Genomic DNA, 18,439 nt, shown 5'->3' on the forward strand with positions numbered 1-18,439 from the left:
GGGGACTGTCTGGGAAACCCCGCCTTCTGGAAACAGGGAGTGTAACTCCACTTGTAAATGTCGATCAGAAGCCCTTATACAGTGTCCTACAATATGGTCGATGAATGACTTCCTCTCCTCACGCGGATGTGGATTCGGAGGCCTCCACTCGCATCCGCCAGCAGGAGGTCGTCGCCGAACTCGGACAGCAGGCGCTCGAGACTGACGACCTCGATCAGTTGATGCACGACGCCGCCGCCGCTGTTGCCGAGACGCTCGACAACGAATACGCGAAGGTTCTCGAATTGCTCCCCGACGGCGACGAGGTCTTACTCCGACAGGGCGTCGGCTGGCGCGACGGACTGGTCGGTTCGGCGACGGTCCCGACCGACGTAGATTCACAGGCGGGATACACGCTCCTCTCCGAAGAACCGATTATCGTCGATGACCTTCGAACGGAGGAGCGCTTTTCCGGTCCCGAACTACTCATCAGCCACGACGTCGTCAGCGGGATCAGCGTCGTCATCGGCTCGATCGAAGACCCGTGGGGTGTCTTGGGCACGCATACGACCGAGTACTGCGAGTTCACACAGCACGACGCGAATTTCGTACAGAGCGTTGCGAACGTACTCGGGTCGGCGATCGAGGAAGCGGAGACGAAACGAGCGCTCCGAAACCGCGAGCGGGACCTGCGGGAGACCAAGAACCAACTGGAACTGGCGACTACGGCCGCTTCTATCGGTCTTTGGACGTGGGATATTCGGGAGAATATCGTTACAGCGGACGACTTTCTCGCAAAGACGTACGGCATCGATCCCGACGCCGCGAGCGCCGCACCGATGGAACGGTTCTACGAACCGATCCACGAAGAAGACAAACAGCGGACGTGGGAACAGCTCGAGAAGGCCGTCGAGGAAACGGGCGAACTCGAGGCCGAGTACCGAGTTCGGGACGCGGATGGGAACACGAAGTGGGTCGTCGCTCGAGGCAGGGTCACTGACGACGAGAACGGCGAACCGATTCGACTGAACGGTGCGATCACCGATATCACCGAGCGCAAACAGCGCGAACGCGAACTCGAGACCCTCTTCGAGGTACTCCCGGTCGGCGTCGTCGTCGCGGAGGCCGACGGTGAAATCGTCGAAGCCAACGATACCGCACACGCGATCTGGGGCGGGGACGTGTTCGACGCCAGTTCCATCGAGGAGTACGAACGGTACTCGGTGCAGTGGGCCGACTCAGGCGAGCCGGTTCCGCCCGAAGAGATGACGCTGGCCCGAGTGGTTACCGGCGAAGCAGTGACCGAACCCGACATCTTAGAGATCGATGCGGTCGACGGCGAGCGTCGGATCGTCGAACTCCAGGGGATGCCGATTCGGAACGATGCCGGCGACGTGGTCCGCGGGGTCGTCACGATGAACGATATCACCGAGCGGAAGGAAGCCCAACGCCGGCTCGCGGAGTCCGAACGACTCTATCGAACGTTGGCCGAACACTTCCCGAACGGGGTTGTCGGCGTCTACGACTCCGATCTCCGATACTCGTTGGCGGCAGGTGAGTTGATTGGAGACCCGGCTCCCAGCGTGGAAGAAGTCGAGGGAACGAGGATGCCGGACCTCTACCCGGACGAGGTGGTCGAAGACCTCGAGCCGCTGTTCCGTGCAGCCATCGAGGACGGCGAGACCGGGAGTACCCGAACCACCGTCGTCGGCCGACGCTGGCAGGTATGGGCGACACCGCTGCGGGACGCCGACGGCGAGATCTTCGCGGGATTGAGCTTCGCACAGGATATCACCGAGCAGATCGAACGCGAGGAGAAACTCGCGGAACTCGTCGAGAAACTCGAGGAGTCGAACGAGCGCCTCGAACAGTTCGCGTATGCGGCCTCGCACGACCTCCAGGAGCCGCTTCGAATGGTCTCGAGCTACCTCCAGTTGCTCGAGAGTCGCTACGCCGACGACCTCGATGAAGACGCCGAGGAGTTCCTCGAGTTCGCGGTCGACGGCGCCGAGCGGATGCGCGAAATGATCGACGGTCTCCTCGAGTACTCGCGAGTCGATACGCAGGGCGACCCCCTCGAGCCGATCGATTTGGATCACCTCGTTGCGGAGGTACAGGAAGACCTACAGATGCAGATCGCCGAGAGCGGCGCTCGGATTACGACCGAGGACCTTCCCCGCGTAGAAGGTGACGACAGTCAGTTGCGTCAGATCTTCCAAAACCTCTTCAGTAACGCGATTACGTACAGCGGGGATGAGGAACCGAAGATCCACGTCGAAGCCGATCATCGGGGACGGAAATGGCTGATCTCAGTCCACGATGAGGGTATCGGCATCGATCCTGGTGATCAAGAGCGCGTCTTCGAGGTGTTTCAGCGCCTTCACGGCCGGGAGGAACATCCCGGCACCGGGATCGGGCTGGCACTCTGTCAACGGATCGTCGAACGTCACGGCGGACGCATATGGGTCGAATCTGAACCTGGCGAGGGATCGACGTTCTCCTTTACGTTGCCAACAGCAACTGATAGCGGCACATAGATCACCTGTACTTACCGCGGAGCCTACTGGAGCGATTACTCTCTGAGGATTCAACAGGCCCTCTGCTCATTAAATCACTCCGAGTGGAGCGACTTCTCACTGATCGGCCAGTGACACTCCCAGTAGAGGTACTCCTGGTCCCCGTCTGGAAAGTGCGTGAACCGAGTAACAGTGTCACTCGAGGAGCAGTGTTCGCAGTAGTGCGCCATCAGACGAAGGCTCCCGGTCCGGTCTGCAGCTGATTCTTGACCGCCGTATAGACCGTGGGTTCTGTTGATGCAAAACCACGAGCAACCGCGAACCTGTCGAGAAGACTTCGAGAGACCGTCCGACACGATCAGTCTGGTAAGTCACCGGTGAGGTCCAGCCGTTCAGCCGGGACGGTTCAGCCGATCCGATCTCTACTACTCCGAACTGCCGCGCGGATAGTCCCGGAATCACGCTCGTGAACCGCTCATCGCCACGTTTCGAGTCCTGGCTAAAGCACGATTCGTCCCTTTCCGACTGCCATCACTCTCGAGCCCGCTCAGCCTCCGCCCTCGCAGCCTCGACCTTCTCCTCCAACTTCTTCAGAACAGTGTATTTGAACTCGTCGGGCATCTGGCCGTAGGTGATATCGACGGTCAACATCGCGTCGCAGTCGTCGACGATCTCGGGCGCCCAGCTCCCCTGAGCGAGTTTCGAGGTCTCGGTGACGATTGCCTCGCCGTCTTCGACGTCGATGAACGCCGTCACGGTGTTCCAGATGTTGGGATTGGTCGTGGTCGCCTCGTCGAACAGGCCCTCGAGTCGCGACTCCTTGATCGGCTCGTCGGCCACTTCCTCGCGCAGGTCGTCGAGCGCGTCAGCCAGGGCTTCGTACTCCGCGGCGGGTCGCTCGGCATCGTCGAGGATCATCGATCCCACCTCGAGTCGGTGTTGAGACGCATGCTAGGTGAGCGTTGGGACTGGACCACTAAGTCTTCCGTCCTTCGTCGCCCCGGACAGGGAACGCAGCGCCGACTCCGCGCCACCGGTGGTAGTCGACGAGCCGACACGTCCGCGTAGCCGTCGCTCGAGGGCCGAACACCGCAACGAACGGCGGACCGACTGGAGTCAGCGGCGACGCTCGAGTCGTCGCTACTCCGCACCAGCCCCGGTCGGTGAATCCTCCCCCTCGTCATCGACGATTTCGAACGTGTTCGCGCCACACGAACAGTCTTGTTGTCCGATCAGTCGAACCGTTCCGTCGGGCCCGTGCGGCATAAACCGAACCACACGCTTCACACGCGGCGAGAACCCGCGTTACGTCATCTTTGTGTGCCATCCCCACGCTGTGAAGAGGCGGATATCCGGAATGAAACTTTCTACTCGGCGCACGCTCGAGCCGAACGTAACGTATAGCTGACTAGTTCTGCGTTCCTCGAACGAATTCGATATCGGGAACAGGCGGTCCAACCGTCGATGCGGATAGTTCGAGTGACAGCGCTCCAGTCAGTTGTTTTGTAGGTGCAATAGATAGCCGGAGAAATACTGGCTTCGTCGAAAGACCGGCAGCCGAGACACTACTGCATCGAACACTCCTCGCGAGAGACGACAGTCAATATCGAACTAATGATACGCACCCCGATATAATGATCGAGGCCGTCAGGCCGGTCAATATCGCCGTACTCGAGCGAACGATCCGTTTCTGTTAGATTTAGTGACAACCTATTTAATAGTGGGCCCCTCGACGAGCCATCTGTGACGATGACCGACCAGTTCGGGGGTCGTACGCGGGTGGCGTACCGGGATTCGGGGAGTATGGCGTCTCACTCCAGCACACGACGGGGACGGGGGTGGCACGATTCCCGAATCGGGACCGCCACTGACTCGCTCGAACGCGGTCGGGATCACTCGAGGCTCGGACCCAGTCACGGACGGGACGGGAGCCACGCGACGGTAGGGCAGGGCCGAGCCACTCCAATGGGGGGAGAGGTTGTGGTCGGACGGACGAACGCGACGCGAACGCAGATCCAGATCAACCGATGAATAGCTACGATACGAAGCGAGACAGACCGATGGACTCACAGCGGGACAGGATTATCGTCGACGTCGTCGAGGCGTTGGCCGAAGCCGATCGACTCGAGTTAGAGGAGGTCGAGTACACCCTCTACGAGTACGTCAACCCGACGGTCCTGACGGAGTTGGCCAACCACGACACCGGCACCTGGACGTTTCGGTTCGATATCGCCGACCACGAGGTGACGGTGACGAGCGACGGCCGACTGTTCGTCGACGGTGTCCTCTGTCGGGACGACCTGCTGCTAGAGCAGTCGTCGTCGACCTGTTGTTAGCGCAGTCGCCGACCCGTGCCCACAGGGAGCGCCGGAGTCGACTCGAGACGCCGGGCGAGCCCTGCGTTCGGAGTCGACGTGTGGTGATCCGCGTCGAGCAACGGCTGTGCGGGCGTCGGTCACGTGGCTGGAGGACGATCAGTGCCAAACGGAACGCGCTGGTGCTGTTCGCGACACACTCCCGGTAGGCCCGGGCAGTGTTTGTCGTGACAGCCTCCGCTCGGAGTGACACGCTCGCTACCGAGCGACCGCTGTCCGTCGCGAAACCGTCCGACCGACGGTATTGTTGCGAGGACGCCCGCGGTGGGCGGCGGTCCTATCCTCGCGCCTCGCTCACAGCAGGAACGAGACGATCGCGAGCACGAGGAAGATCAGTACGAGCCACTTCGCGATGGCCATGGACATTCCTGCGACGCCGCCTGCGCCGAGTGCGCCCGCGATGATCGCGATCACGAAGAACAACAGTGCCAGTTCTAACATACCTACGAGTAGGTCAGTTCGATGGAAATGAATTCGGCCTGAATACGCCACAGAGCCGGTTCCGTATAGCTGGTATCGCGCCGTCCGTCGACTCCGATTGGGGGTGTCTGTCGAGTTTCGAACCAGTTCTGTCTCGCTCGAGCGACCGTCGCCACCGACTGTGAGTAGCCTCTAGCCTGGACAGAGCCGGTGCTCCCGGACGGGAACGCGAACTGTCAAAATCTCGTTCACGCGATACGAGTCGAGGTCGTAGAACGTCCGGCAAACGGTCGCCACCGACGCTCGTCGAAACTCCGGCCAGCGAGTCCGTCACCGGCGGCCGCTACTCGTTCAAGTGCGAGCGATAGCCTTTGGGTTCGAATCCGCGCCGGCAGATAACCCGCTTGCGCCCGACGGTGATCGCGCTGACCTGGCCCTCGTCTTCCATGTTGTTGATGACGTCCTCGAGATGGTCGTCCGACCAGCCGGTCTCGTTGCGGACGGTCGATCGATCGACGCGCCCGCCGCGCTTGACGAGCAGTCTGAGGATCTTGTCCTCGTCGGGGAGATCCCGCTCGTCGACACCGTACTCGATCTCCTCGGCATAACTCAGTGTCTCGTCGTCTGTCTCGTCCGATTCGTCTGTCGAAGACTCGCCGTCCGCCGTCTCGTCGGTCGACCCGGTCGACCAGAGCGACGAGAGGCGGGTCCAGAGTGTATTGAATACCATTGTCGATCACCCGCGTCGGAAACTATCGCCATTCGTACGCGCACCGTCCTTGTTCTTCTGTTTCATTCGTTACCTATCCCTGTCGCTGCTCGTTACGGTATGACTATCGTAACGCTTCCGTCGTCGAATAGCGACGGCCTTGCGACCCGCAAGTCGGTTATCACTTCACCAACGCGACACTGTTGAATCCCGTGAACAGTGCTCATAGCCGATCACGCACCTGACGAACGATCTCGTCGACATCGTACGTCTCCTCGTGCTTCTCGAAAACGACCTCGTCGTCGACACGGACCGCGAAAACCCCGTTCGCGCCCGTCGCAAGCGTCACTGCATCGAGTTGCTCGCCGAAGGTCGACAAGAGTGCGTGCTGGACGTCCTCGGCACGCTCGAGGAAGCCACACGGGACGCAGTATTCGATCTCGACGCTCGTCATAGGTGACGATTCACCATCCCGATACAAATCAGTTCGGTAGCCGATGCATTCTCGCCGCCGGAGCGGCAGTCTCGGTGGTGTCGACGAAACGATAGGTTACTGATCGACCGGGCCACCGGTTTCGGGATACCGCTCCGCGAGCGCGGTGAGCGCCTCGTGATGATTCGTCGAGTGCGGAGCCGTGAGCGGCGAGACGCTGATACGACCTTCGACGACGGCCCGGCGGTCCGTCCCGTCGGGGTCCGGAAGCGTGTCGGGATCCATCTGCTCCCAGATCCGGTCCCGCATGTGGACGCGACTCCCGTCGCGTTCGGCGTCCATCTCGTAGCGTTTCGAGGGGTGGGTGATCTCGATCGGTGCGGGCTCGCCGCTGGCGACCGGGACGTTGACGTTGAGATAGGCGGCGTGGTCGAAGACGCCGGCCTCGAGCGCGGTATCGACCAGATACGACGTCACGCGGGTCGCTTCGGCGTACTCCTCGGGGCCGAGTTCGATCTCGGAAAGCGGCGTCTCCGAGACCGGGACGTACATCGAGGTCGCGATGGCGGGAACGTCGAAGAAGGCGGCCTCGACGGCGGCGCTGATGGTTCCCGACCGGCCGAGGACGTACTCGCCCAGATTCGCACCCTTGTTACAGCCCGCGACGACGATGTCGGGTTCGGGGCCGAGTTCGGCCAGTCCGGCGACGACGCAGTCCGACGGGGTGCCGTAGACGGCGTAGCCCAGGTCGCGCTCTTCGACGTCGACTTCGTGTGACATCGAGCGGCCACAGGCGCTCTGGTCCGTCGCCGGAGCGACGACGGTCACGTTGCCGTGGTCGGCGAGGGCGTCGTGTAGCGCCCGGATTCCTGTACTCTGGATCCCGTCGTCGTTGGTCAACAGGATCTCGAGGGGGTCGCTCATATCAATCGGGTCGGAGGCCGGCGCGAAAAGCCCACCGCTTCAGTGGATCGAGAGCCCATCGCTTCGGCGAATCGGAGATCTACCGCTTCGGCGAATCGGAGATCTACCGCTTCGGCGAATCGGAAATCAACCGCTTCGGCGGTCGAGAGTCTACCGGTTTGGCGGATCGAGGGTCGATCGGGGACGAAAAAGCGGTGAGACGCGACGTCAGCCGATGCGGTCCACGATGGTCTCCTCGTCGACGACCAGGTTGTACGCGCCCTCGTCGTCGTTCCAGAGCGCGAGAATCTGCTCGAACGAGCAGATCTCCCCGTAGTCGGCCTCGAGTAATGGCCGATTGAGCGAGGTCTCCCCCGTCAGGACGGCGTAGTGGTCGGTCGATTCGCTGCCGTCGCTGATCTTGAACAGCGGGTTCGAACGGCTCGAACCGCCGTCGTCGCCGTCACTGCCGCTCAGCGACCGACTGAGTTTCGCCGCGACGAGATCGATCCGGTTCGTCACGTGTCGCTCCATGTCGGCCATGCGCGCCCAGTCGCTGGCATCGAGCGAGACGCTCATCCGTCGCTGCCCGTCGAGACGCAACAGCGAGTAGGAGAACTGAACGTCGACGTTGACGAACTCGCCGGGCGCGTGCTCCTCGTCGTGTTCGGGCGTCGCCTCGTCGAGTTTCCGCTGGAACGACGGTACCTCGAGGTCGGGTCTGGCGTCGAACGACCAGCCACGATCCGATGGCCGCGCGCCCGGCCAGAGCCGGACGGTGGGGCCGTAGACGGTCACCTGTCCGTGCCGGCCGGTGTCGTCAGGGTTGCCGGTGTCGTCACTCCCGTCGCTGTCATCGGTCCCGTCACCGGACTCGGTCTCGTCGATCCCCATCTCTTCGGACGTCCACAGGCGCTCGTCCTCGAGTTCGCGTTCGACCTCGCGCAACTCCGTGCTCGTGTTCTTGTCCGCCGGGGAGATCGCGAGCAGCGTCCCGTCGGGAGCGAGGAGTTCGAGCGCGGAGCGCGCGACGGCGACGGGATCCTCGAGTTCGCTCAGCACGTTCGCGGCGATCACGAGGTCGAAGCCGTCGTCGGGAACCGTCGGATCGAAGCCGCTGGCGCTACCGGCGTCGGTCTCGTCGCCGTCGGCACCGGTCGCGATGACGCTCGGGTCGAACGCCTCCGCCGTCGTTCGGTGAATCGTCGGGTGGACGTTGCGGCCGGTCTCCTCGAGCAGTTCCGCGAGCACGTCCGCGGCCGCGCTGGGTTCGATCGCGTGGTAGTCGACCAGGGCGTCGTCGGGGAGGTAGTCACACAGCCCCAGTGCGGGGCCGCCGACGCCAGCGCCGACGTCGAGCACGCGCAGATTCCGACCCAGCAGACCGCCTTCGGCGAGGTCGTCGAGCGCGTACTGGATGGCGGCGTAGTAGGCCGGCAGGTGGTAGATCGCGTAGCCGGCCGCGACGTCGTCGCTGTACTCGACGTACTGGCGCTCGAGGTATCGAGCCTTGAACCGGCGGACGGTCGACCGCAGGAGGTCGCCGGTGGTGTCCTCGTGCCAGTCGACGCCGTAGCGATCGACCAGGAAGTCCTCGAGTAGGCGTTCGTACGTCGACGGGAGCCTCTCGACGGGACCTCGGTTCGGTCGAACCGGCCCGTCGTCGACGGGGACGAAGGTGCCGTCGTCGCGCTCGAGCAGTCCGAGGTCGGGGGCCTCCTCCCGGAGGAGTTGGCGAACGACGGCCGGATGCGGATTCCCGTCGATGTAGTCACAGATTTCTTCGGGATCGATCGGTCTGACGTTGCGAAGATACTTGGCGTTCGAGCGGACGGCCTCGCGTTGGTCGGTCATTTGGTGGTCTCGTTAGTCGTGTCGTCGTTCGTCTCGGCCTGCATCTCCGCGTCGTCGTCGGTGCGCTCGGGTTGCCACTGGCGGGCGGCCTCCCGATACAGCGACTCGAGTTCCGCCGCGTCGGCGTCGGCGACGGTGGCGGCGGCGTCGGCGACGGTGTCGGCCCCCGCGAACGTCTGTTGAATGTCGGCGTAAACTCGGGGGGTCCCCTCGGTCAACTGCTCGGTCAGGGTTCGCAGCCCCTCGTAGATCGGCGTCTCGAACCCCTCCGGGACCGAGTCCGCCGCGAGGGCAAAGGAGAGGACGGCGGCGTGAGTCGCCGCCTGGACCGACTCCATCGCGTCGTCGTGTTCCGTCGCCGTCGTCCCGAGGAGGTCGTTGCCGCGCGCGTCGAGGGCCTCGAGCAGCGCGTCGATCGCCGGCCCGCTCTCGTCGCGGACCACCGCGATCGAACCGGGGGCCCGTTCGGGTGCGAACAGCGGGTGGAGGCTCGCTCGTTCGAGGGCCGGTGCGTGCGTCGCCATCGCCTCGAGCGGGGGTCCCATCACGCCCGAGACGTCGACGATCGCCCGTTCGGCCCGATCGGCGTGGTCGGCGACCGCGTCGACGACGTGGGTCATCGGCACCGCGAGACAGACGACGTCGTAACTGTCCGTTCCCTCGAGCGCGGTGGTCTCGGCGTCGGGACCGATTCGCTCGGCTGCCGCGGCCGCGGCGTCGGCGTCCACGTCGGCGAACGTCACCGAGGCGTCCGTGGCTCGGCCGAACCACGTCCCCATCGCGCCCGCGCCGACGATCAGTACGTCCATCGCTCGCTCCTACCGCCCGGCATCGCAAAAGCCGTTCGATCGATACGCTCGAGTGACTGTCCGCGCGACGGATCGATCGTCGGTTTAGTTCCGCGGAGGGCGACGGCTCGCCCGCCGAGTCGGTGGTCCGCGGACTGCGTGCCAACACCTCCCAAACTCTAAACCCGAGGTCGTCGTACCGACCCTATGGGAGCGATGGAGCGACCGACGTTTTCCTCGGACGCACGCAAACGACTCTACGAGTACGTCGAACGGAACGGAACCGTCAAGCGACACAAGCTACTGGACGTCGTGTCGCTTCCGTCCGCGGAGTTTCGGGACCACCTCGAGGCGTTGAAATCGGACGGCTATCTGAAAGAGGAGGAGGGCACGCTGGAGATCGCCCTCGAGTTCGGTGCCGTCACGGAGTACACGATCGACGGTCTCACGTTCCTCGTCCGTCCCGGCAGGCAGGCCGATTTCGACGGCCTCATCGACACGATTCGGGACGTGACGGCGGCGGAGACGTACGTTGTCGCGGAGACCATCGCCGAGGAACTGCTCTACGAGGACGCCGTGACCAGACACAACAGCGTCAGATCCCGGATGTTCTTCGTCGCGACGGTCGACGGCGACGTCGTCGGCTGGACCCACCTCGATCTCCCGCAGATCGAGCACGCACAGGGTACCGCACAGCAGACGATCGGGGTCCGCGAGACCTACCGGGGCCACGGTATCGGCACCAAACTGCTCGCCCGCGGGGTCGAGTGGGCCGAAGCCAACGGCTTCCGGAAGGTGTACAACAGCGTGCCGATCACCAACGAGCGAGCGCTCGAGTTCCTCACCGTCCACGGCTGGGACACCGAGGCGATCCGTCGGAATCACTACGAGATCGACGGCGAGTGCGTCGACGAAGTGATGATGGCTTACAAACTGTAGCCGGAACTCGTCGTTTCGGGACTGGTCGCATCGGGAATCACGAGTTGGGGTCTCCGTAGGCCCGCAATACATACCCGACGGGCCCGGAGTAGTCACCCACATGACTCGAATCGGTATCGTCGGTGCCGGCGCGGCGGCCGCAGCCGCGGCGTACGCGCTCGAGGACGCACCCGAGAACCCCGAGATCACGGTCCTCGAGAAGTCCCGCGGCCTCTGTGGACGCGCGGCGACGCGACGCCGGGACGACGTGGTCTACGACTACGGCGCGAACTACGTGAAATCGGACGACGAGCGGGTCGTCGAGTTGCTCACGGAGACGCTCGACACTGCGGGGCTGGTCGACGTCACCGAGCCGATCTAGACGTTCGACAGCGCGGGCGAGGTCTCGAAGGGTCGGGACGATGACGAGCACAAGTGGACCTACCGCGAGGGACTGACGCAGATCGCGACGCGACTCTTCGCCGCGACGGACGCGACGATCCACCGCGAAACGCGCGTCGAGCGGATCGTCCGCGAGCGGGACGACGACGGTCGTGAGGCGTGGCGACTCGAGGACGCGGCCGGCGAGCAGTACGGCCCGTTCGACGCGGTGGCCCTGTCCCCGCCGGCGCCTCAGACGACCGCCCTCCTGCGGTCGGCCGCGTGGGAGAGCGACGTTCGCGACTCGCTCGTCGACGCCGTCGACGACGTCCCCTACCGTACGATATGGACCGGAATCTTTCACTACCCGTTCGAACTCGAGGTGCCCTACTACGCGCTGGTCAACACGGACAAGGACCACGAGATCGGCTGGATCTCTCGCGAGGAGTGTAAACCCGGCCACGTCCCCGACGGTGAGTCGCTGCTGATCGTCCAGGCGAATCACGACTGGTCCGTCGATCGCTTCGACGAGGACCCCGAGGCGAACCTCGAGGAACTCGCCGAACTGACCGCCGACGTGATCGGGGACGATCGACTGCGTGACCCGGACTGGACGGACCACCAGGGCTGGCGCCACGCGCTGCCGGAAGCCGGCGTCGATCGGGAACCGCTCGAGCGGGCCGAAGCGTCGGGGCTGTACTGTCTCGGTGACTGGGTCGCCGGCGAGGGGCGGGTCCACGCGGCGTTACGATGCGGGCTCGAGGTCGGTGCCCAGGTCGGAAACGGAAAATAACAGATAAAGGTACAGTACAGAAGGCTTATCACTTCTCCTCGCAACGGATGGGTGTGAACAGACGGGGATTTCTCGGACTCGTCGGGAGTAGCTGATTCGCGGCCGCGGCCGGCTGTACGGCAGCGGACGACGACGGGACCGTCGTGCTCGAGGAAACGATACCGGCGGGCGACGACGGATCGGTCTTCGAGTTCGACGCGACCGAGGGGCAGTCGCTCGCGGTGGTGATCGACTGGGACCGGGACGAGTACGATCGTGCAGTCGGCCTCGTCGTCGCACGCAACCCTCTCTTCGAGTACGTCCTCAACGGAGTCGGGACCCCTCCCGTAGACGAGGCGAAACTCGAGGCCGTCGATCAGATCGCCGGTCGCGTCGACGGCGAGACGCTGATCTACCGGACTACGCCGTCCAGGCGGTTTCACGTTCCGGTCGAAGCGACCGGAACGTACAGGGCCTCCGTCACCATGACCATCGCCCGAGGGCGGCCGCCGCTTCCGGAGACGCTTCCGACCGCTGTCGAACTAGGTGTCGGACTCGCGGACGATCCGAACGCGAACCCGCTCTGAACCGCTGTCGATGGAAATCCGCCGGCTGGAACGGGGGCACCTCGAGATCGCGGATAGTGGAAAACGGTAGTGCGACTCTTGACACGGTACCATTCGGCCAGAACAGACCGAGTCGGTGTGCGATCCAGCGTCCCGTGCCGAAGTCGGTGAGGTCGTTACTCGCGCCGTGGCTCGAGTCCTACCCGATACTCCGTCAGGTTCTCGTAGCCGTCCTCGGTGACGACGACGAGGTCCTCGATCCGGACGCCGCCGACCGCGGGATCGTAGATGCCGGGTTCGATCGAGATCACGTGCCCGGCCTCGAGTTCGCCGCCGGACGGCGAGACGCTGGGCTGTTCGTGGATGTCCAGGCCGACGCCGTGGCCCGTACTGTGGATGAAGCCGGTCTCGGTGCTCGGATCGCTGCGCAGCGTCTCGTAGCCGGCGTCCTCGATGACGTCGCAGGCCGCGCCGTGAACGTCGGCCCCCGTGACGCCCGCCTCGACGGCCTCGAGGGCGGCCTCGTAGGCTTCTTTCGTCACGTCGTACCGCCGTCGGGCCTCCTCGCCCGGGTCGCCGCGGGCGAAGGTGCGGGTCATGTCCGCGAAGTAGCCCGTCTCCTTGTCCCGCGGGAAGATGTCGATCACGATCAGTTCGTCGGCCGCGAGCGGGCCGCTGCCCCGGTTGTGCGGGTCCGCGCCGTCGGCCCCGCAGGCGACGATGGTGTCGTCGAGTCCGCAGCCGTGGCGGAGCAGGGTGACTTCGATCTCCTCTTTGACTCGTTCGCTCGTGAGCGCCTCGCCGTCGCGGACGAGCGTGCCGTCGTCGTCGATATCTGCACCGGCGATCAGCTCCTCGGCGGTCGCCATCGCCGCCTCGTTGGCGTCCTGGGTCGCCTCGATCTGCTCGCGTTCCCACTCGGTCTTCCTCGCCCGGATCTCCTCGACGATGCCCTCGGGTTCGACCGTGATCTCGAGCCCCAGCTCTCGCAACCCGTCCGCGGTTCCGGTCGGGAAGTTCCGCGGGACGGCCAGCGAGCCGACGTCGTGGTCGTCCAGAAACGCCACGAGCATGCGGCTCTTCGCCTCGTAAGGCCCGTATTCGGCGACGAGTTCCTGATAATCGTACGTCGAGCGACGCGTCACCGAATCGGCGCTGGCTTCCGAACTCGCGCGGCCGTACTCGAGCCCCGAAACGAGCAGGTGAACGTCGTCCCGCGTGACGAGCGTCTGGTAGGGATCCGGCGTGGTGAAGCCGGAGACGTACCGCTGGTCGGAGTCCGACGCGTCGTCGTCGATCAGGTAGCCGTCCACTCCGTTCGCCTCGAGAGACTCCCGTAGCGAAGAGAGGTCGACGTCGATATCCATACGTCGGTGTCCGACCGGCGGCCACATAATATCGCGGATCCCGGTCGATGTCGAGCGAGCACGTGATGGATTCGACCCACAGACTTATGATTTAACGACGTTCATCCGTTCGTATATGAATCGTCGACGGGTTCTGACGGCGGGGGTAGCCGTCGCGCTGGCTGGCTGTGTTAGCTATCCTAGCGACGGCGACGACGATCCGCCCTCGAGCGAGGAGCTCGTCCGGGATGCGATCGGGACTCGCCGCCGCATGAGCGAACTCGCAGCCCGTCGGACGATGACCGTCGAAACCTCGGACGGCACCGTCGAACGCACGGAGCGGATCGCACGGCGACCGCCGGCCAAACAGCGCATCGAGGTCGTCGGGTCGACCGATCCGGACGCGCCGGTCGGATCGGTCTCCGTGACGAACCGGGAGACGACGTGGGAGTACAATCCCGAGACGGCAACGGTCGACAAGCAGTACCACCCGAACAAGGTCGACACCGACCGAACCCAACGGGTCCTCGAGAACCTCCTCGCGGACTACCGCCTGGGATACGAGGGACCGGCGGTCGTCGACGGCCGCGAGGTCCACCGCATCGAGACGCGGCCGCCGATCGAGGACATCGGGCCGACGATCGATCTCGTCGTCGGGGATACCACGTACGTCGTTCCGTTACGTGTGACGGGAGATCTCGAGGAGTTGGACGTCTCCCGGACCGTCTGGATCGACGACGAGTATCGGTACCCGATCAGGGAGCGAAATGCGATCACCGACGGCGACGAGACGCTCCACAGCCTGACGGTCACGTACGAGGACCTCGAGATCGACGCGGGGCTGGAGCCGGGAACGTTCACGTACGAGCCGCCGGCGGATGCGACCGTCGTCACGGATGGACCCGAACCCGAGGGCGTCTTCGAGTCGCGAACCGCCGCCGAGGCCATCGTCCCGTACGAGTTACCGGAGCCGGACGTTCCGGAGCCGTACGACCTCGATCGCGTCACGGTCGTCGAGAAGGCTGAGCGGTTCGGAACGACCACGAGGCTGTGGTACAACGATCCGAACATCGTTGCGCGCGAACTCTTCGTGACCGTCCGCGAAGTTCAGCGGTTCAGCACGGACGCACTCGAGGAAATCGAGATCGATGGCCGGACGGCTTACTACCGCGACGGTCGGCTGCAGAGCATCTTCTGGGAGTGCGGCGCGCTGAACTACGAGGTCTCGAGTCTGCTAGACGACGATCCGCTACGCGACATCGCGGCATCGATCGGCTGTCCGTAGCGCGGTCGCCTCGACTCGAGACCCGCGTACTCCAACGCCGTTCCGCAGCGGACGACTCGTAATTCGAAAATCGGATCGTGGGAACGTCCCTAACCGTCACAATTATTTATGTTCTACGGATCGAATGGGGGAGTATGACCGGAGTACGGTACGAGAACGGAAAACGCGTCATTCGCGGCTGGAACGCCGTTTTCAGGGCCGTCTCGGCCGAACCACGTCGGCAACTGATCGTCGCCCTGTTAGACAGTCCGGCGGACCAGCCTGTTCCACTGCCCGAGAGTGCGGTGAACCCGAACGTACCCCCCGATCCGGACGACCATCGACGGGAGCTGCTCCACTGTCATCTCCCGATGTTGGCAGATATGGGGTTCGTCGAATGGCAAACCGAGCCCTTCGTCGCCTCTCGTGGCCCCCGATTCGACGAAGTCGCTGCGGTTTTCGAAGCCCTGCAAGCGGACGCGGCCGGCATTCCCGATTCGTTAGTCCTCGGCTGTCAACGCCTCGAGGAGGAGCGGGAACTTCGACCCAGAGACTAAGACCCATCGTGCGGGTCGTCTCTCGACGGCCGTCTCCGCTCGTTCGATCCGCTGTCCCCTATTCACTACTTCGAGGATCGGTATCGGTATAGGGAGGCCACTCCACAGGCCAATCATGAACGTCACTATCACGCCCTCGAGCCTCGAGGGATCGGCCCAGGCACCGCCGTCGAAGAGCTACACCCACCGGGCGATCCTCGCCGCAGGATACGCGAACCGCGCGTCGGTCCGCGACGCCCTCTGGAGTGCAGACACGCAGGCGACCGCCCGCGCCGTCGATCTGTTCGGCGGCGACGTGGAGCGACGCGAGGACGGCACGCTCGAGATCGACGGCTTCGATGGCCGGCCGGACGTTCCCGCGGACGTCATCGACTGCGACAACAGCGGAACGACGATGCGTCTCGTGACCGCCGCGGCCGCGCTCGCGGACGGCACCTCGGTGCTCACCGGGGACGAGTCGCTGCGCTCGAGACCGCAGGGGCCGCTTCTCGAGGCGCTCACGGACCTCGGCGGCGAGGCGTTCAGCACCCGGGGCAACGGCCAGGCGCCGCTGATCGTCACCGGCCCGATCTCGGGCGAGGAGGTCTCCATTCCGGGCGACGTCTCCTCGCAGTACATCACCGCGCTCCTGATGGCGGGAGCGGTCACCGACGGCGGGATCGACGTCGTCCTCGAGACCGAACTCAAGTCCGCCCCCTACGTCGATATCACGCTCGAGGTGCTCGAGGACTTCGGGGTCAAGGCGCGTCACACCGAGGACGGTTTCGCGGTCGACGGCGGGCAGTCCTACGATCCGGTCGGCGGCGAGTACGCCGTCCCCGGCGACTTCTCGTCGATCTCGTATCCGCTCGCGGCGGGCGCCATCGCCGGAGCCGACGGCGCGGGAGTCCGTATCGAGGGCGCTAACCCGAGCGCGCAGGGCGATACCGCCATCGTCGACATCGTCGATCGGATGGGTGCCGACGTCGAGTGGGACCGCGAGGCGGGGACGATCGACGTCTCGAGCGCCCCGCTCTCGGGGATCGAGGTCGACGTCGAGGACACGCCCGATCTGTTACCGACGATCGCGACCCTCGGCGCCGTCGCCGACGGCGACACCCACATCACGAACGCCGAGCACGTCCGGTACAAGGAGACCGACCGCGTGAGCGCGATGGCCGAGGAGTTGGGCAAGATGGGCGTCGAGACGACCGAGGAACGGGACTCGCTGACGATCCACGGGAGCGACTCCGCCCTCGAGGGGACGACGGTCTCCGGCCGTCACGACCACCGGATCATCATGTCGCTCGCGCTCGCGGGACTGATCGCCGACGGCGAGACGACCGTCGAGGGCGCCAACCACGTCGACGTTTCGTTCCCCGGCTTTTTCGCGATGCTCGAGGAGTTAGGGGCCGGACTCGAGCGCGACGACGGGTAATAGCGACGGTCATCCCCTTCGAGGAACGGCCGGACGATCGCCGCGATCGGACAGCGCGACGGGTCACTCGGGAATCTGGAAGCGGTCGAGTACGATGTGGTGCTCTCCCTCCGGCCCCCTCCACGTGACCGCGAGGTACTCGCCGGAGTCGGCGCTCGGAACCGCGACGGTGAGCGCGTCGCCGGCGGTAATCTCGCCGGCAAACTGTTCCTCGGTGAGGCCGCCTTCGAACCCGACCTGAACGTGTTCTCCCCGGAACGCGGGACCGTCCTCGTGGACGATCGTAATCGTCTTCGCGTCGGGATCGTACTCGAACGAGAAATCGACCACCGGGGCCGGGTCGTCTTCGTCCGCCTCGTCGTAGTCCGGAGCAGGCGGACCGACTCGAGCGGGACCTACGGCGGCGCCGATTATCGATTCCGCTTCTTCGAGCGCCGTCTCGTCCCACTTCCTGTTCGTGAGGAACACCTGTCTCGACTGGTCGGGATGTTCGGTCTCGGGCGGCGTCTCGCCGTACTCGAGGGTCGCGCGGTAGACGCCGTCGTGATGCTCGGTGAACGCCGCATCGTGCCCGCGAACCGGCTGGTCCTCGTCCGATTCCGTGTAGAACCGTCCGATCCAGAACTGCCGCGTGTCCCTGGCCTCGTAGTACGTCTCGTCGGCGTAGGCGTGGATCTCCCAGTTTTCGGCGTCGGCGTCGTACACCGGTGCCAAAAAGAGGTTCTCCACGTCGTCGGTCGTGTCGATGACCGGATCGACGGCCAACTCGGGGGTCGATCCGGTCGACTCTTCGGACTCGAGAACCCGTTCGTACCACCAGACGACTTCGGGATCGCCGGCGTAGGAGAGCTGCTGGGAGTCGTCGATCGACGCCGATCGGTCGCTGACGGCGTCGATGTCGACCCGGTAGACGCCGTCGGCCGTGGGCGCTAAGTCCGGCGGAGTATCGTCGTCGTTCGAGTCCGTCGACTGATCGTCGCTGGAGGGATCGTCGCTCACGCAGCCCGCAGTACCGGCCGCTCCGGCGGCGAGCGTCGCGAGGAGGATTTGGCGGCGTCGGACCATATTGAATTGTTGTCAAGTAATCAATTAAGTTTTTTGATGAGAAACGCGCCGAAATGATGGAGGAGTGGCGGAATTGACGGCGCTCGCGCTCACGGATCCGGTCGTCGACCTCGAGCGCCGCGACTCGGGTATCGTCCGTCCCGACCGCTCGGAAGCGACGCCGGCAGCTACTCGGT

The 18,439-nt window shown here is 64.5% G+C and carries 16 protein-coding genes and 1 pseudogene; 8 read left to right on the forward strand and 9 right to left on the reverse strand.

The features are described 5' to 3' along the window. The first annotated feature begins 104 nt into the window (after nt 1–104). The gene (locus ACSFC7_RS12790; RefSeq protein WP_436343149.1) at nt 105–2,516 is read left to right on the forward strand and encodes an ATP-binding protein; all 2,412 of its coding nucleotides are present in this window, start codon (nt 105–107) and stop codon (nt 2,514–2,516) included. Between the two features lie 510 nt (nt 2,517–3,026). Here the strand turns inward: ACSFC7_RS12790 and ACSFC7_RS12795 are convergent. After that, nucleotides 3,027–3,413: a hypothetical protein gene (locus tag ACSFC7_RS12795; protein WP_436343150.1), complete on the reverse strand. Its 387-nt coding sequence runs from the start codon at nt 3,411–3,413 to the stop codon at nt 3,027–3,029. Between the two features lie 1,142 nt (nt 3,414–4,555). Here ACSFC7_RS12795 and ACSFC7_RS12800 point away from each other — a divergent pair. Continuing rightward, the gene (locus tag ACSFC7_RS12800) at nt 4,556–4,831 is read left to right on the forward strand and encodes a HalOD1 output domain-containing protein (RefSeq protein WP_436343152.1); all 276 of its coding nucleotides are present in this window, start codon (nt 4,556–4,558) and stop codon (nt 4,829–4,831) included. A gap of 333 nt (nt 4,832–5,164) precedes the next feature. Here the strand turns inward: ACSFC7_RS12800 and ACSFC7_RS12805 are convergent, their stop codons facing one another. The 6 genes from ACSFC7_RS12805 to ACSFC7_RS12830 all read right to left on the reverse strand — a co-directional run bounded on the left by ACSFC7_RS12805 (nt 5,165) and on the right by ACSFC7_RS12830 (nt 9,998). Continuing rightward, a complete protein-coding gene (locus ACSFC7_RS12805) occupies nt 5,165–5,311 on the reverse strand; it encodes a DUF1328 family protein (RefSeq protein ID WP_436343153.1) in 147 nt (48 codons plus the stop codon). A 322-nt stretch (nt 5,312–5,633) separates the two neighbouring features. Continuing rightward, nucleotides 5,634–6,020, reverse strand: a complete 387-nt coding sequence (locus ACSFC7_RS12810) for a helix-turn-helix transcriptional regulator (RefSeq protein WP_436343154.1) — start codon at nt 6,018–6,020, stop codon at nt 5,634–5,636. Nucleotides 6,021–6,222: 202 nt separating this feature from the next. Next, entirely contained in the window at nt 6,223–6,453 is a 231-nt protein-coding gene (locus ACSFC7_RS12815; protein ID WP_436343156.1) for a SelT/SelW/SelH family protein, read from the reverse strand. A 96-nt stretch (nt 6,454–6,549) separates the two neighbouring features. Beyond that, a complete protein-coding gene (gene surE / locus ACSFC7_RS12820; RefSeq protein ID WP_436343158.1) occupies nt 6,550–7,356 on the reverse strand; it encodes a 5'/3'-nucleotidase SurE in 807 nt (268 codons plus the stop codon). A gap of 207 nt (nt 7,357–7,563) precedes the next feature. Next, a complete protein-coding gene (locus ACSFC7_RS12825; protein ID WP_436343159.1) occupies nt 7,564–9,189 on the reverse strand; it encodes a small ribosomal subunit Rsm22 family protein in 1,626 nt (541 codons plus the stop codon). Then, nucleotides 9,186–9,998: a prephenate dehydrogenase/arogenate dehydrogenase family protein gene (locus ACSFC7_RS12830; protein WP_436343160.1), complete on the reverse strand. Its 813-nt coding sequence runs from the start codon at nt 9,996–9,998 to the stop codon at nt 9,186–9,188. Before ACSFC7_RS12830 ends, ACSFC7_RS12825 begins: the two co-directional genes overlap by 4 nt. A 186-nt stretch (nt 9,999–10,184) precedes the next feature. On the opposite strand from ACSFC7_RS12830, the gene ACSFC7_RS12835 reads away from it, so the two are divergent. The 3 genes and pseudogenes from ACSFC7_RS12835 to ACSFC7_RS12845 all read left to right on the forward strand — a co-directional run bounded on the left by ACSFC7_RS12835 (nt 10,185) and on the right by ACSFC7_RS12845 (nt 12,635). Continuing rightward, nucleotides 10,185–10,916: an N-acetyltransferase family protein gene (locus ACSFC7_RS12835; RefSeq protein WP_436343161.1), complete on the forward strand. Its 732-nt coding sequence runs from the start codon at nt 10,185–10,187 to the stop codon at nt 10,914–10,916. A 100-nt stretch (nt 10,917–11,016) separates the two neighbouring features. Then, nucleotides 11,017–12,069 (forward strand): annotated as a pseudogene (locus ACSFC7_RS12840) (NAD(P)/FAD-dependent oxidoreductase). Nucleotides 12,070–12,212: 143 nt separating this feature from the next. Next, entirely contained in the window at nt 12,213–12,635 is a 423-nt protein-coding gene (locus ACSFC7_RS12845) for a hypothetical protein (protein WP_436343162.1), read from the forward strand. A 155-nt stretch (nt 12,636–12,790) separates the two neighbouring features. On the opposite strand, the gene ACSFC7_RS12850 is transcribed toward ACSFC7_RS12845, so the two are convergent. After that, nucleotides 12,791–13,981 (reverse strand): M24 family metallopeptidase, encoded by a 1,191-nt coding sequence (locus ACSFC7_RS12850; RefSeq protein WP_436343164.1) that lies wholly within the window; start codon nt 13,979–13,981, stop codon nt 12,791–12,793. Between the two features lie 115 nt (nt 13,982–14,096). Here ACSFC7_RS12850 and ACSFC7_RS12855 point away from each other — a divergent pair, with 115 nt between their 5' ends. From ACSFC7_RS12855 to aroA, 3 genes are all read left to right on the forward strand, one after another. Then, entirely contained in the window at nt 14,097–15,245 is a 1,149-nt protein-coding gene (locus tag ACSFC7_RS12855; RefSeq protein WP_436343166.1) for a LolA family protein, read from the forward strand. Between the two features lie 134 nt (nt 15,246–15,379). Beyond that, entirely contained in the window at nt 15,380–15,781 is a 402-nt protein-coding gene (locus ACSFC7_RS12860) for a hypothetical protein (RefSeq protein ID WP_436343167.1), read from the forward strand. Between the two features lie 115 nt (nt 15,782–15,896). Beyond that, nucleotides 15,897–17,198: a 3-phosphoshikimate 1-carboxyvinyltransferase gene (aroA, locus tag ACSFC7_RS12865; RefSeq protein WP_436343168.1), complete on the forward strand. Its 1,302-nt coding sequence runs from the start codon at nt 15,897–15,899 to the stop codon at nt 17,196–17,198. Between the two features lie 63 nt (nt 17,199–17,261). Here aroA and ACSFC7_RS12870 read toward each other — a convergent pair whose 3' ends face one another. Beyond that, nucleotides 17,262–18,263, reverse strand: a complete 1,002-nt coding sequence (locus ACSFC7_RS12870) for a hypothetical protein (RefSeq protein WP_436343170.1) — start codon at nt 18,261–18,263, stop codon at nt 17,262–17,264. Nucleotides 18,264–18,439: the final 176 nt, after the last annotated feature.

This window comes from Natronorubrum halobium (assembly GCF_051351675.1).
Lineage (GTDB): Archaea > Halobacteriota > Halobacteria > Halobacteriales > Natrialbaceae > Natronorubrum.